Annotated in this window: 13 protein-coding genes; 10 read left to right on the top strand and 3 right to left on the bottom strand. The window is 39.5% G+C overall.

The window, feature by feature from the left end:
• Positions 1-113: 113 nt before the first annotated feature.
• From RWN13_RS15105 to RWN13_RS15080, 6 genes are read left to right on the top strand one after another with little or no spacing between them, the layout of a single operon-like run.
• The gene (locus RWN13_RS15105) at positions 114-836 is read left to right on the top strand and encodes a GntR family transcriptional regulator (RefSeq protein ID WP_314065315.1); all 723 of its coding nucleotides are present in this window, start codon (positions 114-116) and stop codon (positions 834-836) included.
• Between the two features lie 17 nt (positions 837-853).
• Positions 854-1,270, top strand: coding sequence for a PTS fructose IIA subunit family protein (locus RWN13_RS15100; RefSeq protein ID WP_314065314.1), 417 nt, complete (start codon positions 854-856; stop codon positions 1,268-1,270).
• 15 nt (positions 1,271-1,285) lie between these two features.
• Positions 1,286-2,038: a BtpA/SgcQ family protein gene (locus tag RWN13_RS15095; RefSeq protein WP_314065312.1), complete on the top strand. Its 753-nt coding sequence runs from the start codon at positions 1,286-1,288 to the stop codon at positions 2,036-2,038.
• On the top strand, positions 2,035-2,508 hold the full coding sequence (locus RWN13_RS15090; protein ID WP_314065310.1) for a PTS sugar transporter subunit IIB: 474 nt from the start codon (positions 2,035-2,037) through the stop codon (positions 2,506-2,508). The genes RWN13_RS15095 and RWN13_RS15090 overlap by 4 nt, the downstream gene beginning before the upstream one ends.
• Positions 2,509-2,521: 13 nt before the next feature.
• Complete coding sequence (locus tag RWN13_RS15085; RefSeq protein ID WP_314065308.1) at positions 2,522-3,292, top strand: PTS sugar transporter subunit IIC; 771 nt, start codon at positions 2,522-2,524, stop codon at positions 3,290-3,292.
• On the top strand, positions 3,276-4,115 hold the full coding sequence (locus RWN13_RS15080; protein ID WP_314065306.1) for a PTS system mannose/fructose/sorbose family transporter subunit IID: 840 nt from the start codon (positions 3,276-3,278) through the stop codon (positions 4,113-4,115). Before RWN13_RS15085 ends, RWN13_RS15080 begins: the two co-directional genes overlap by 17 nt.
• Before the next feature lie 146 nt (positions 4,116-4,261).
• On the opposite strand, the gene RWN13_RS15075 is transcribed toward RWN13_RS15080, so the two are convergent.
• Entirely contained in the window at positions 4,262-4,588 is a 327-nt protein-coding gene (locus RWN13_RS15075) for a hypothetical protein (protein ID WP_314065305.1), read from the bottom strand.
• Positions 4,589-4,748: 160 nt separating this feature from the next.
• On the opposite strand from RWN13_RS15075, the gene RWN13_RS15070 reads away from it, so the two are divergent.
• Complete coding sequence (locus tag RWN13_RS15070) at positions 4,749-5,381, top strand: Crp/Fnr family transcriptional regulator (RefSeq protein ID WP_314065303.1); 633 nt, start codon at positions 4,749-4,751, stop codon at positions 5,379-5,381.
• A 72-nt stretch (positions 5,382-5,453) separates the two neighbouring features.
• Entirely contained in the window at positions 5,454-6,989 is a 1,536-nt protein-coding gene (gene hcp, locus RWN13_RS15065) for a hydroxylamine reductase (RefSeq protein WP_314065301.1), read from the top strand.
• A 112-nt stretch (positions 6,990-7,101) separates the two neighbouring features.
• On the opposite strand, the gene RWN13_RS15060 is transcribed toward hcp, so the two are convergent.
• Positions 7,102-10,551, bottom strand: coding sequence for a hypothetical protein (locus RWN13_RS15060; protein ID WP_314065300.1), 3,450 nt, complete (start codon positions 10,549-10,551; stop codon positions 7,102-7,104).
• A gap of 172 nt (positions 10,552-10,723) precedes the next feature.
• Complete coding sequence (locus tag RWN13_RS15055; RefSeq protein WP_314065299.1) at positions 10,724-11,494, bottom strand: type II CAAX endopeptidase family protein; 771 nt, start codon at positions 11,492-11,494, stop codon at positions 10,724-10,726.
• Between the two features lie 400 nt (positions 11,495-11,894).
• Between RWN13_RS15055 and RWN13_RS15050 the strand changes: the two genes are divergently transcribed.
• Both RWN13_RS15050 and RWN13_RS15045 read left to right on the top strand, forming a co-directional pair.
• Positions 11,895-12,671, top strand: coding sequence for an SDR family NAD(P)-dependent oxidoreductase (locus RWN13_RS15050; protein WP_314065297.1), 777 nt, complete (start codon positions 11,895-11,897; stop codon positions 12,669-12,671).
• A 643-nt stretch (positions 12,672-13,314) separates the two neighbouring features.
• A complete protein-coding gene (locus tag RWN13_RS15045; protein WP_314065296.1) occupies positions 13,315-13,707 on the top strand; it encodes a hypothetical protein in 393 nt (130 codons plus the stop codon).
• The last annotated feature ends 93 nt before the right edge of the window (positions 13,708-13,800 follow it).

Below are 13,800 nucleotides of genomic sequence, written 5' to 3'. Positions count from 1 at the left end.
AATTTGCCACAAACATAAATATTTTTGTTGACAAATGGAAAAACGCTTACTATAATACATGTTAAGACAACTTGATACAAGTTAATACAAGTTGGAAAAATAAGGAGGACATCATGGAAAAAGAGATTTCTGAAAGCAATCCGATTCCGCTGTATAACCAGCTGGCCAATCTAATTGAAAATAAGATTCTATCAGGTAGTTATCAATACGGTGAAAAACTGCCGTCTGAAGGTGACTGGATGAAGGAACATGATATTAGTCGTGTTACAGTTCGAAATGCTTTAAAGATCTTGGTAGACCGTGGAATAGTGGAAAAAAAACAAGGTAAAGGAGCATATGTGGCCTTTCCTGTTTACAAAGAAGCCTTTAACGCTGGGGGAAGTTTTACTTCTGCAGGTGTGACATCTAATAAAATTCCAACCACTCAAATTTTGGAAAAAGAATATCTGCAGTTAAGCGAGGGACAAAAATTAGAATTAGGTTTTAAGGATTCTGACATTATTTCTTTGAAGAGACTGCGACATATCGACTATCAACCGGTTATTTTTGAAATCGATTATGTTACCAAGGAAATGGCACCGATAATTGATGGTTTAACAGCGTCAGACTCTTTAATTGAGGTTTTAAAATCAAAAGAGTATCAAATCAATCACTTTGACAATGTAATGGATGTCTCCCTTGCATCAGCTGAACTGGCTGAACATTTGCAAGTAGAGGAAGGAACACCACTGCTTCATATTAAGCAACAAGTTTTGGATGCGTCCAGTAAACTGATTTATTTTAATGAGCAATTTATTAATTCTAAGTTGTATAAGGCGGCGATTCGTTCTTACTAAAGCAAGGAGGATTATCAATGAAACAGATTATTATTGCCACTCACGGGGAACTTGCCCAAGGGTTTAAACATGCCTTGGAGCTGATTGCTGGTAGTATGGCCAAGGAGATTATGACTTATTCCTTGGTTCCTGGGAAAAGTGCCACAGATTTTATGGCGGAAATTGAAAAGAACATGGTGGCCCATCCAGAGCGGCAGTTTATTATTATGGGGGATCTTTATGGGGCTAGCATTGTAAACGCTATGATTCGCTTGTCGGATTATCCAAATGGGGTCTTGCTGTCTGGGGTGAATCTGGGATTGGCTTTACAAGTGCTTTTGGACGGGTCAGAGGTTATTTCTGATGAGGTCATCAGTGAGATGATAGCAGAAGCGCAACAAGGGATTCGGCGAATTGCGCTGGATCACTTAGTATTAGAGGATGAGGATTTTTAGAGAGGAAGTGATGGAATGTTGGGAAAACGCACATTTTTAGATATCTTTAACACGAAAAAACCAATTATTGCAATGATTCATTTAAAAGGAGCATCAGAAGAGGAAATCCAAGAACGGGCTAAAAAAGAGATTGCTATCTATGTTGAGGAAGGCGTGGATTGCATTATGATGGAGAACTATTACGGCGATTACATTCAACTGGAAAAAGCCATTCAGTTTATTGTTTCCTTGGATTTAGGGATTCCGATTGGAGTTAATTGCTTAAATTTAGATGCCATGGGCTTTTACTTAGCCAATAAATACGACTTGGCTATCCTTCAAGTGGATTCAGTCGTCGGTCATGTGAAACCTCGGGATGAGGCGACTCTCCAAGCATTCTTTGATTTGGAACGCAGCCGAACCAAGGCTTGTCTGATTGGCGGTGTGCGCTTTAAGTATCAACCGGAATTGTCAGAAAAGAGTTTGGCAGAAGATTTGGTGATCGCTAAATCCCGCTGTGATGCTGTTGCGGTGACGCAAAATGCAACGGGAGAAGAGACTTCCATGGAAAAAATTCAAGACTTTAGAGAGTCACTAGGGGATTTCCCCTTAGTGGTAGCAGCAGGCGTCACTGATGAGAATGTTCTGGCACAATTAGCGATTTGTGATGCGGCCATTGTGGGAAGTTGTTTTAAAGATACCAAAAAAGATACGGGTGATGTGAGTCGTGAGAATGTTCGGCGCTTTATGGCACGAGTGAGACAATATCGGGAGGGATTATTGAGATGACGATAAAATTAGTGAGAGTGGATCACCGGTTGATTCATGGACAAGTGGGCTTTACCTGGACAAAATTTTTACAAGCAAACTGCATCTTAATTGCCAGTGATGCTTTAGTGAACGATTCATTGAAAATGACGGCCATGAAGATGGCAACACCGAATGGGGTGAAACTAGTCATGAAAAGCATTGAAGATTCTATTACAGCGTTAAATTCTGGGGTGACAGAAAAGTACCGCTTACTGATTTTATGTGAGTCAGTGGAGGATGTGGCCAAGCTTGCCAGTCAAGTACCATCCATCAAGGCAATCAATTTAGGTGGCATGAAAGACGGGATGGATCGTAAGCAAGTTTCAAAATCGGTGCACGTTTCACCAAGAGACATTGAGCTGATTCAACAGTTATCAGCAAATGGGATTGAACTAACGGTTCAAATGGTTCCTGATGAACAAGCTGTTGCTATCACTAAATTGATTTAAGGGGGAGAACTAAATGGAGATTTCTGTGGGGAATATTGTCTTAATGTTTCTAATTGCTTTTTTTGCTTACATGCATAGCTTCTTTGGCTCCACGATGTGGAATCGACCGATTGTCGTTGGGCCTTTAGTGGGATTGGCTCTTGGTGATTTAGAGGCTGGTTTGAAACTGGGTGCCACTCTTGAATTGGTCTTTATGGGGGCCTTTCCTGTTGGTGCCAGCAATCCACCTGACTTTGTCTCGGGAACGATTATTGCGACGGCTTATGTGATTATGAGTGGTCAATCGATTTCAAGTGCAGTATTATTGGCGGTACCCATTGCAACGCTGGTTCTCTTAATTGATAACTTGCAGATGACCTTCCTTCTAACTCATGCGAGTCATAAGGCAGATAAATATGCCCAAGAGGGAGATATCAAGGGGATTGAACGAACTCAGATTTTTTATTCAATTCTAAATAAAGTCATACTGGCACTTGTGGTTGCCGCAGGTTTTGCTTTGGGAGTGCCGGCTATTGAGAAAATTTTATCCTTTGTGCCAGAATTTGTGACTCACGGTTTGGATATCGCGGCAGGCATTATTCCAGCTATCGGGTTTGCCATGTTAGCTAAAATGATGCTAACGAAGAAAATGATTCCCTTTCTTTTATTAGGTTTTCTATTAGCGGCTTACTTGAATGTGACAGTAGTGGGTGTCGCACTTTTCGGTATTGTGGCAGTGATGTTAATGATGACGGTTAGTGAAAATAAAACCCAGGAGGATTTTGTCGATGACAACGAATTCTAAACCATTGAATGAAGTGACAGAGGAATCAAAAATAACACGTAAAGACTTTTGGTCAGTGTTTTTTCGTTCACTGACCTTAGATGCTTCATGGAACTACGAACGGATGCAGAATCTGGCGTTTGCCTATACGATGGGGCCGATTATCAGACGATTATACCAAACAGAAGAAGAACGAGCGTTGGCTCTTCAACGTCATTTGGAATTTATGTCCATTACGCCCCATGTTTCTACCTTATTATTTGGGATTACGAGTGCCATGGAAGAAGAAAATGCTCGTAACCGCGAGTTTGATTCATCATCTATTAGTGCCGTTAAATCAAGTTTAATGGGACCAATCGCAGGAGTTGGAGACTCATTTTTCTGGGGCACATTAAAAGTAATCGCCACAGGGATTGCGATTTCTCTATCCAATCAAGGCAGTATTTTAGGGCCCATTGCTTTTTTACTGATTATCAATGTTCCTCATTTCATTTTAAGATATCTTTGTTTGGATAAAGGGATTAAGTTTGGGGCCAAATTTTTTGGTGAATTAGGCAACAGTGGCTTAGTTCAGTCCATTACTCAGTCGGCGTCAATTCTTGGGTTAATGGTAATTGGGGCCATGACTGCTTCCAATGTTAACTTTGAATTAACGATGAAAGTTGGGGGTGGGAAGATTGCTGAATCCCTGCAAACCTACGTCGATCAAATCATGTTAGGATTTTTCCCAGCCATGTTCTTTTTAATTATTTACTGGTTATTAGGCAAAAAAGTCAAAACAACCACATTGTTACTGGGTGTTATTCTATTTTCAATTTTAGTGGCGCTAGTGGGATTGGCATAAAGAGTGTTATATTAGATGGCTTCTTATGGGAAGAAGCCATCTTTTTTTGATAAAAAAAAGTTGAACAGTGTGACGATCAACCAACTCACCTATCATTCGGTTGATTGTAACACTATTGTTCTGTTCACTTTTAATCCAAATCTTCGTTAATTTCCCTCAGTCTCAGAATGAGAACGAGTCTTGTTAAATCTCCAAGTAAGTTCAAAATAGAAAGGAATTATAAGGGCATTGGCTAGCAGCCATGGAATAAAAATAGTAAAGAGACTGATGGAAGGCAAGAGTGACAGGACTAAAAAAAAGAGACTTGAGATCACCATAGCCTTTCCAATAAATTTATTTGATTGGTATAAATAAGCAGCATCTTGTCGATGAAGCAATACAAAACAATTATTCCAAATTGTTTTTGGAAAATAATAGAAAAGACAGCCCCAAAGAATCGAAAAAAATGGCAAAATTAAGTTTAAATTAAGCATGTTAATACGCCTCCTTTTTCGATCATTATATCACAAATCAATTAAAGGGAAAGCGTTCCCGAAATTCGTCATTGTAACTATGAGTCTTTTACATTTTCTTAGCCTAACGCCATGGGAAATATAGTATCATTAAGATATGCAAACGTGAAAGTGAGAACTTATGAAAAATTTAAGTGAGATTTCCTTGTTTCATCACTTAGAAGCAAGTGATCTGGAAGAAATTGATAAGCACCTAATCCTTAAAGAATTTAAAAAGAATGAGGTTCTGATTCGAATGGGCGACAAGGTTCAGGAGTTGTCTATTATTATTGAAGGCTCAATCGAAATTTGCAGCTACGACATGAATGGCAATAAAAAGTTAATCACTGTCCTGGAGGAAGGGGATTTATTTGCCGAATCCGTCGCATTTGATCAAGAAGCTATTTCCCCCTTTGATATTATGGCCATTCAGAGGTTGAAAGTGATTCAATTGTCCCGGACAACCATTCTGAACTTTCCTAGGCAAGTTTTGGCAAATCTAATCGGCATTCTGGCCACGAAGAATACCTTTTTAACTCACAAACTGGAATGTATCAACAAGAATACGGTTAAAGATCGATTATATGAGGTGCTGAATTTCTATCGGTTCAAGCAGCAAAGTGATTGTTTCACGTTACCCTTTAACAAAACCCAACTGGCAGATTATTTGTGTGTCAACCGCAGTAGTTTATCACGGGAAATCCATCTAATGGAGAAGGCCGGAATCATTGCCATTAATAAGCAAGACTACAGGTTAAATCCAGATTATTTCTAAAGTGTTGTAACTATCACATATTTAAGCTGATTTCCCCTTTATAGTGAATGTACTAAAGGAGATGATGATTGAATGGAAACTTTAATGTATTGTAACCAGTGTCAAGAAGCCGCTGGTAATAAAGCTTGTACGATTAAAGGAGCTTGTGGTAAAGACAGCGAGTTAGCCAATCTTATGGATGAACTTAAAGAGTATTTGAAAGTCTTGGCTTCACAAATTGTCATGAAGGAAGGCTGTAAAGAGGAAAAACTTTTTATTATGAATAGTCTGTTTAAATTAATTACGAATGCTAATTTTAGCCATGACAGTCTTCAAAAGGCGGTGAAACAGGCTCAGATCTATACAAATCGACAAGATGTGGTGGCTTACTACGAAGCAGATGAAGACTTAAACGCTTTGAAATCACTGATTATGGGAGGCTTAATGGGACTTTGTGCCTATCATTCTCATGCTATTCATTTAGGGTATGAAGATGATGACATCCACCAGTTTATGGTGCAAACTTTAGCTGGGCTGAATGAGTGTCAAGAGGTAAGTCAATTACTTGAGGTGACCGATTTATGTGGGACTTACGGGGTTAAGGTTATGGCCTTGTTAGATCAAGCCAATACATCGACTTATGGCAATCCAGAAATCACAAGGGTTAATATCGGGGTTGGAACCCGGCCCGGTATTTTAGTGTCGGGGCATGATTTAAAGGACTTGGAGCAGTTATTGGCACAAAGTGAAGCCAGTGGGGTGGATATTTATACTCATAGTGAAATGTTGCCGGCTCATTATTATCCTAAATTGAAACAATACAAGCATTTAGTAGGTAACTATGGTAATGCTTGGTGGCAACAAGCCAGTGAATTTGAATCCTTTCAAGGGCCAATTATCTTTACAACAAACTGTATTGTGCCGCCAAAAGCGAAAGCCGGTTATTTAAATAAAGTTTATGCCACAGGAAATTGTGACTATCCTGGATTTAGACGAATCAAGGAGTTAGCAGATGGCCAGAAAGATTTTAGCGATGTGATTATACAAGCACAAACTTGTGCCAGTCCACAAGCCATTGAATCAGGTGAAATTGTTGGTGGGTTTGCCCATAATCAAGTTCTAGCTTTGGCCGATCAGTTGGTGGCCAATATTAAGAGTGGGGCGATTCGTCAGTTTGTGGTCATGAGTGGCTGTGATGGTCGAAGCCGAACGCGCAAGTACTATGAAGAATTTGCCCAAAACCTCAAGCCAGATACGATTATTTTAACGTCTGGTTGCGCCAAATATCGGTACAATAAGCTACAGTTAAAGGCTATTAATGGTATTCCAAGAGTATTAGATGCGGGTCAATGTAATGATTCCTATTCATGGGTGATTGTCGCTCAAAAGTTAAAAGAGGTCTTTCAACTAAATGATATGAATGATTTGCCAATTTCATTTAACCCTGCTTGGTATGAACAAAAAGCGATTATTGTTCTACTTGCCTTATTACATTTGGGGATTAAAGATATTAAAGTCGGCCCAACTTTGCCTGCTTATCTCAGTGAACAGACGGCAAATTATTTAGTCAATCATTATGGCATTAGTGGGATAACCACGGTGGCAGAGGATTTAGTGAGTTTGGGGTAACTTTAAAGAAAAATGATTATTACAAACTTATTTTAATGTCGTGCCTATAGCCTATAATAAAAAAGCAGTTAAGGTGAATTCTCTCACCTTAACTGCTTTTTAGCACCATTTCTTATTGCCAATCTTTAAAATAATCTTTCACTTTATCTTTAGCTTTTATCAAACTACCAGACCGATTGCGGCGGCGCCACTCACTTAAACTACCTAAGGTAATCAGTAAGAGACCACCAATGGCTAAATAGAGCCACCAAGGTATTGCCGCCCAAAAATGACGCTGGCTGTAGAGAATAAAAACAACCAAGTATATTAGCCCATTGGTAAAGTAGGCGGTGTATTTAGTTAGATAAGCGATAACCACCAGTAGTAAGGCAAAGATCGCGCCGTAAAGACCGTTAGTCAAGTTACCTCCTAGGGATATAGCCAAGTAGCTTAGGAGGATTAAACCAGAAACGACCCACTCTGCTGGTTTTGCCAGTTGCGGTTTTTGCCAAATAAAGCGGAATGTGACGGTTAAAGCGATGAGAATTGAAAAACTGGTTAGTAGCTGCCCTAAGGGGCCGTTGATAGGTTCCAAATAAGTCGAGAGGCCATCATTAACTAGGGAGAAACTGGTTATGGCAGTTAGGGTTAGTAAACTTCTTTTGACAACCGTTGTCTCTAGCAAGCTCAGTGCAAAGGTCAGCACTAATAGATAGAGTTTAACCCAAAGGAAGTCTATGCCAATCACCAATAAGCCTGCCAGCCCAATTAATTGGACAAACATCATCAAATTAGGCCTGTTTTTCGCCATTAAAAGAGGCTGCCTTTTCCATAAAGAAAGGCCGGCTGAGGCGATTAAGAGCGCCCAAACAATCACGCTAAACAATAAAGAGGACACATTTTCCCTTGAAGGGAATAGGCACAAGTCATACACTAAGGTCACAAGAATGCCCAGTTGTGTTACTTGAGAGACGCGGGATAAAACAAGATAAGTCATCCCATAAGCCAGTAAAACAACACTGCCACCAATCAAAGACCAGTCCTCGATCAGTTGACCATAGGAAGCCCCTAAGAATAGTAGTAACGTAAAGGCGACTTGAAGCAAGCCAACCGGCCAAATAATTTCCCGCTGTTTTTTTAGAAACAAACCAGCAGTCAAAAGGGTAGTTAGAATGAAAAATTGCCAGTGATACTCTAAACTAATTTCAACTAACTGATACAAGGAAAGCTGAAGTAAGGCAATGGTTAAATAACTTTCAATCAATAAGATGCCACGCTTTAGCCATTTATTAGGATGGTGAATGAAATAAGCGCCTAAAAGGACCATAGGTAAAAATAAGCCAATAAAACTAGGTGTCATAGTCGACATGAAAGCAACTTGACCGATACTTAAGAGCCAAAATAAGACGAGAACCATCGTTAATCCGATTTTTCCAAGGAAGTAAAAGGGTTTTTGCTGATGGTAGTTTACAAGCATGTAACTAAGGACTAATAAAAGTTCATAATAGATTAACTGCCCAAAATCTGATAATCCTAATAAACTTAGGAGGAACAGGAGTGACCAGAAAAACATCAGGGGCACGCCATTTAAAAATAGGGGTTGTTTTAACCAAATGCCACATGAATACATCAAGTAACAGCCAAAGAGCAGGATGATGAGTTGAGCCCACACCCCATGATTGACTAAGTGGTTGGCCAATAGGAAGACCAAACTACTTCCATAAAGTGCCAAGCTAAGCCAATGGCTGACAACCATAAAGGCAGGGGCTAACCACTTAGTCAGGAAATATCCTAACCCTAAAACGCCTAGGCTTAATAGGAAGGTGGACCAACTCAACTCAGTTAGTTGACTACAAACTGGTATTAAGGAAAGAACAAAGCCAACGGGCATTAGAGGGCTCAATCGTTGCTTAGCTGTAGAAGAAACGAGGCAGAAGTGAATAAGACTGCTAAAAATCAGCAGATTCCAACTGCTTAGTTCGACCATAGTCAGTTCTGGTTGAACAAGCCAACCAATAACCCAGAGCAACGCGTAACTACTCAAACCGATGGTCGTTAAATAGCTTAAAGTATCGTTTAAATCCTGGTGTCTGATTACCCAGTTATAGAGTAGGATGGCCACAAGTAGCAGGCCTCTGACTTGCCATATGGTTTCTAAAGGAAGTAAGGCCACTAGTTCGATCAACAACAAAAAGCTAAGGATACCCAGATTAATTTTACGTTTATTCGTAAGAGTTTTGTGGAAACGGCCAATGGTAATTAGCACAAGTCCACTGCTTAGGAAGCCGAACAGCTCCAGAATAAGTGTATCATTTACAATCAGATGACTAGCAAGGCCTAAAATAAAGAGGCAACAAAGTTTTCGATCATAACGAACTTGTAATTTATCAAAGTTGGTCGATGACTCGACCCGTTGCCAATACTGTCGCAACCGTGTATAGCCGATTAGCAGCAGACTGCTGGTTAGGCCAGCCCAGGGCTCAAAGAGCAGGACGAGGGAACCCACGACGAACATCAAGGTGATCAAGGCGTCGCTTAATCGCCACCATTTTAACTGGTACCTTGTGCTTTGACTGCCGATTTGTAAGCACAAGGTAGCCAATAAACCAAGGAAGATGATGCCCATTATTGATAGTTTAAAACTAGTTAAGGTCACCAGCACACTGATACCGTTAATCAAAGCCAAATGAAGTTGCCATTGTTTGGCGTCAAGGATGCTGTAAAAACGACGATAAATAGCAGAACTTCCCTCATTAAAGGCCATAAGTGATCCTAAAATTATCAGACTGCGTCCTTCGTGAGAAGGCATTAGCTGACGAAGTAAAAATAGCAAGCTGATATAAGCTAAGCCGACTGACAGTTGGGTCATCAGTCCCAGATTTTTCTTATGACCAATTAGGCCGTAAATACCAGCAAAAGCAGCCGTTAAAAGGAAACCAAATAAAAATCGTCCAGGCCCAACTAAGGAAAGATAGGAACCAAATAATTGATAATAGCCACCACTTAGAAAGGGAAATGGAAAAAACAAGCAGGCCAAGATTAAAAAGGCTTTACTGGTTTGCGGTATTTTTAAGACGCTCGCTAGTTTTGCCATTCCTAAAAAGACAATGGCAATTAATGAGATTAAACTAACTTTGGTTATGGGGGATAATAAAAGCCAACTGGTCGTTGCTAAGACCGCACCTGCCAAGAATAATAAGGCAACCCCAGCAATTAAAATGATTTGCAAGTGTCCTTCTCTTAATTGTTCCGCTGTTTTTGCTTCTTTTTTTGGTTTTTTATAGACAGGGCCTTCTTTTTCTCGGGGGATGCCATCTTCCACTGGGCCATTCTTAAGTGTGACCGTGGCCATTGCTGTTTTAGTCACTTTAAGGATAGTGGGCTGTTTTTTGACAGATTCAGAGTTGTTTAACTTGGATAACTGATCCTGTGTATAGGATTGATAGCCGCGAATGGCCCTATCAGCCGTGTACTTGTCAATATAGCCTTTTGTTGCTAAAGTGTTCATTTCTTTGGTGATGATGCTTTCACGGTTAATTAAACGTTTCAGCACGGTTTGTTTCTCTTGATTTGTTTCACTCATGTTAAGCTCCTTCATGGTTTTAGCTGTTATTCTATTGTTAACATAACCTCCTTATATATAATACCTTATTTAAACAGGAAAAGTGACATAAGTGGCAAATAAATTTGTATAAGAAATTGATGGGATGTAGACAGTTCCTTTTTTGAGAGAAATGTGTTCTAACAATACTGATTTATCGAATGATTAAAACAAATTGACAGAGATTTAGCATCATATGGGCAAAGATGGCCGCTTCAATCCGTTCTGTTTTGATATAAATGGCTCCGAGACCTAGCCCCATTACCAAGTACCATATAAAAGCCAAGCCATCGGTTGCGCAGTGATAAAGAGAAAAGGCAATCCCGCAGGCGATCAGGCCAATTAATTGATAACGTCTAAAGATGATTGAGAAGATTCCTCGAAAGATGATTTCTTCAGCAAGAGGAGCTAAGAGCACGATTGCGACGAAAGTTGAGAGATACAGTGAGCTTTTTGACGCAATTAGGTGTATATTTTCCATACTAAATGGCGTAAAAGGACTAAAATTAGGGCTGAAAAAAGTTAGGGCAAACCAAAGACTTGACAGAATAATAAGCAAAGATAACGTATAGAGAGCAATACTGCCGATCTCATAGAGGGTGATGGGCTTTTTAGAAAAAAAGTTCACGTGATGATAGCTAAGAAGCCAAATGATTAACACGATGACCAGAAGATGAATAAGATTCGCTGACCAGGAATAAGTTAATTGTTGCTGAAGGCTGATTAAAGGACCAGTAGCAGAACTTTCTCTAGTAGTGAGTGCTTTTAACGTAGCAAAAGGCATATGAACAACAAATTGAGGTAATAAAAGTAAGATCACCCCAAAGACATAGGCTAATCGGTACAATACCAATAAAAAAAGGGCATATGGGATGGTAATCTGTGAGTCACTGGTTTTACGTTTGGTTGTTTTTTTTTGCAACATATGAGACCTCCAACTATTTGATAGTTTAACGATATCATGCCTGTGAAAGTCCGTAAATAGTTTATGAAAAGGGCCGTTTAGTTCCTTAAACCTAGCATAATCCGTGATGAAAGCCCTAGTTAAAAAGTCAGATATCGCTTGATTGTAAAGGGCTCATTCCAAGAGACTCATAAACGTTTCCTAAAGACAAGCCCTTTTCGTCTCGTTTTAAGACCAGGTTGGCTTTAATTTTGCAACTGAAATAAGGTCTAAGGGGGGGGAATATGTACGGCATAAGCAAGTGTGTGACGGTTGTTTCAGCATGCCTACGATTGAAAAAGACTGATCAAGGGAGGCTTCACAAGCATTCCCGTTTATCCATGTTCTCATTTCTGTTATAGTAATCATAAGAGTTGATAGTGTGATTATTCATGATGTCGGTGTTGACTCTCTGGGTGAGGGATCAGATCCCCGAATTGCTGAAGAGGCTGCGACCGCTATTCGCGAATTGGGGGGATCGGCAACTGCCAGTTCGATCACTATCAACCAGCGTGAAGGTTGTCAAGAATTGATTCAAATGATTCAGACCGATTTTGGTCGTTTGGATAGTATTATTCATAATGCTGGTTGGGTGGGGTATCAATCAATTGAAGAACTAACACCAGAATTTTTGGATAAGGCTGTTCGTATTCAATTAGAGGCGCCTATTTGGCTAGCACAATCTGCTTGGCCGTTATTTAAAAGTCAGGACTATGGCCGGTTGGTGTTCACAACGTCTGATCGAGGAATTTATCCAGAATATGCTCAAGCGGGATTGACAGCTTATGCGACGACTAAAATAAGCCAAATTGGTCTGATGAACATTTTAGCAGAAGAAGCAAAGGGGCTGAATATTCAGATCAATACGGTTTCGCCAGTTGCCAAAACGCGAATGTGGGGCGTGACAGGACAACCAGAAGATTTATTACCTGAGGCAATTGTGCCGGGTGTTGTCTTTTTGGCATCATCAGCGATTGAGGAGTCGGGTTGGGTGCTACGGGCGGCCAATGGTCAGTTTATTGCCACTAAATCAGTGGAGGCAGTGAATGTGACTTATCCAACTGATTTAAGAGGCGTAACCGCTTATTCAGTTGAAGAAGTGGCCCAACAATGGCCAGATATAGCAAAAGTCGTGCCTGAAAGCCGTGTCAATTCTTAAACCCATTTTCATTTTAGTTAAAAGTCATTAGACAGTGGTCTGATGGCTTTTTTTTTGCGCTTTTTTTGAGACTTAGTTGGAAGTAAAGCAGAGAGGCCTATGGTTAGGTCAAGTCGCTGACTTAGGATAGTGTTACTCGATGTCGGATTATCTGATTTATTTGTTGCTGTTTTAGTCTGGATGTGGAGCAAAAATGCGACGAAAGCTACTTGACTTTCGTTGTTAAATCAGCAGTATAAGACGAATTAAGCATTTTTTCTTAGTTAGGTTAAGTAATTCAGAAGCGATGTTTGTTTAAACTAATTATTGAACAGAAAGTTGTTTTCCTCACAGGTATAATTATTTAAAACATAGTTGTTTTGTTGAATAGGAGGAAAAAAAGTGATGAAGAAATGGTGTTGTAAAGTGGAGCGTCTTATTAATAACAAACTGCGCATTAGGTTGTTTGAAATGAAACCACAAAAGTAAATCATTATGTGAGTAAAAAAACTTATTTAATATGAATTAACGTTTAAAAATTAGTTATAAGACGATGAGATATGGGAGAGAAAAAATGAAGAAAAAAATAGAGAAAGGTGTAGTTGGTGGACATGAGGCAACAGAGTTTTTTAAGGCAATAAAGAAAGAGTGTGTTGATTTTTAAATGCCACCAATGAAAAACGGGAAGGTGGTATTAACAGATGGGTTAACAGATGGTTTTTATTACACGGTGAAAGAACATCCTACTTATAAAGGGATTTTTGAAGTGAATTATAATGTAGCAGCGATGAACAACAAATTGGAGTTTTTGCCTGGGGTGTTGAAAAAGATAGATGATCCAAAAACAGTCTATGATGCTAGTATCGATGGCGATAAATTATCTGATAAGGCTGCGAAAGTGCTACAAACTGAAGGGAAAGTGGTAGCAGGAAAGGATAATATGATTGAAGCAATGGTAGATGAGGTGACATTTTTTGGATATTTAGAGAAGGATGTGTCAGGAAATATAACCGACATCATTAAAAACTTTTATCCTGTGTTAAATGGAGAATTATAAAAAGAGGAAGATGAAGATGAAGAAAGAATTTACAGGCGAAATGTATGGACGAAGTTATCGAATTATTATGATAGATGATAGCAAAGCTAAAAA

The sequence above is a fragment of the uncultured Vagococcus sp. genome (assembly GCF_963518325.1).
Classification (GTDB): Bacteria; Bacillota; Bacilli; order Lactobacillales; family Vagococcaceae; genus Vagococcus_D.
The sequence above is the reverse complement of the archived record's forward strand: the minus strand, read 5'-3'. Positions and strand labels throughout refer to the sequence as shown.

What these genes read in the sequence shown, in the direction of transcription:
- RWN13_RS15060 (WP_314065300.1), bottom strand. Translation starts at nt 10,551, where the DNA reads ATGAGTGAAACAAATCAAGAGAAACAAACCGTGCTGAAACGTTTAATT.
- hcp (WP_314065301.1), top strand. Translation starts at nt 5,454, where the DNA reads ATGGAAACTTTAATGTATTGTAACCAGTGTCAAGAAGCCGCTGGTAAT.
- RWN13_RS15100 (WP_314065314.1), top strand. Translation starts at nt 854, where the DNA reads ATGAAACAGATTATTATTGCCACTCACGGGGAACTTGCCCAAGGGTTT.
- RWN13_RS15090 (WP_314065310.1), top strand. Translation starts at nt 2,035, where the DNA reads ATGACGATAAAATTAGTGAGAGTGGATCACCGGTTGATTCATGGACAA.
- RWN13_RS15095 (WP_314065312.1), top strand. Translation starts at nt 1,286, where the DNA reads ATGTTGGGAAAACGCACATTTTTAGATATCTTTAACACGAAAAAACCA.
- RWN13_RS15055 (WP_314065299.1), bottom strand. Translation starts at nt 11,494, where the DNA reads ATGTTGCAAAAAAAAACAACCAAACGTAAAACCAGTGACTCACAGATT.
- RWN13_RS15075 (WP_314065305.1), bottom strand. Translation starts at nt 4,588, where the DNA reads ATGCTTAATTTAAACTTAATTTTGCCATTTTTTTCGATTCTTTGGGGC.
- RWN13_RS15085 (WP_314065308.1), top strand. Translation starts at nt 2,522, where the DNA reads ATGGAGATTTCTGTGGGGAATATTGTCTTAATGTTTCTAATTGCTTTT.
- RWN13_RS15105 (WP_314065315.1), top strand. Translation starts at nt 114, where the DNA reads ATGGAAAAAGAGATTTCTGAAAGCAATCCGATTCCGCTGTATAACCAG.
- RWN13_RS15070 (WP_314065303.1), top strand. Translation starts at nt 4,749, where the DNA reads ATGAAAAATTTAAGTGAGATTTCCTTGTTTCATCACTTAGAAGCAAGT.
- RWN13_RS15080 (WP_314065306.1), top strand. Translation starts at nt 3,276, where the DNA reads ATGACAACGAATTCTAAACCATTGAATGAAGTGACAGAGGAATCAAAA.
- RWN13_RS15045 (WP_314065296.1), top strand. Translation starts at nt 13,315, where the DNA reads ATGCCACCAATGAAAAACGGGAAGGTGGTATTAACAGATGGGTTAACA.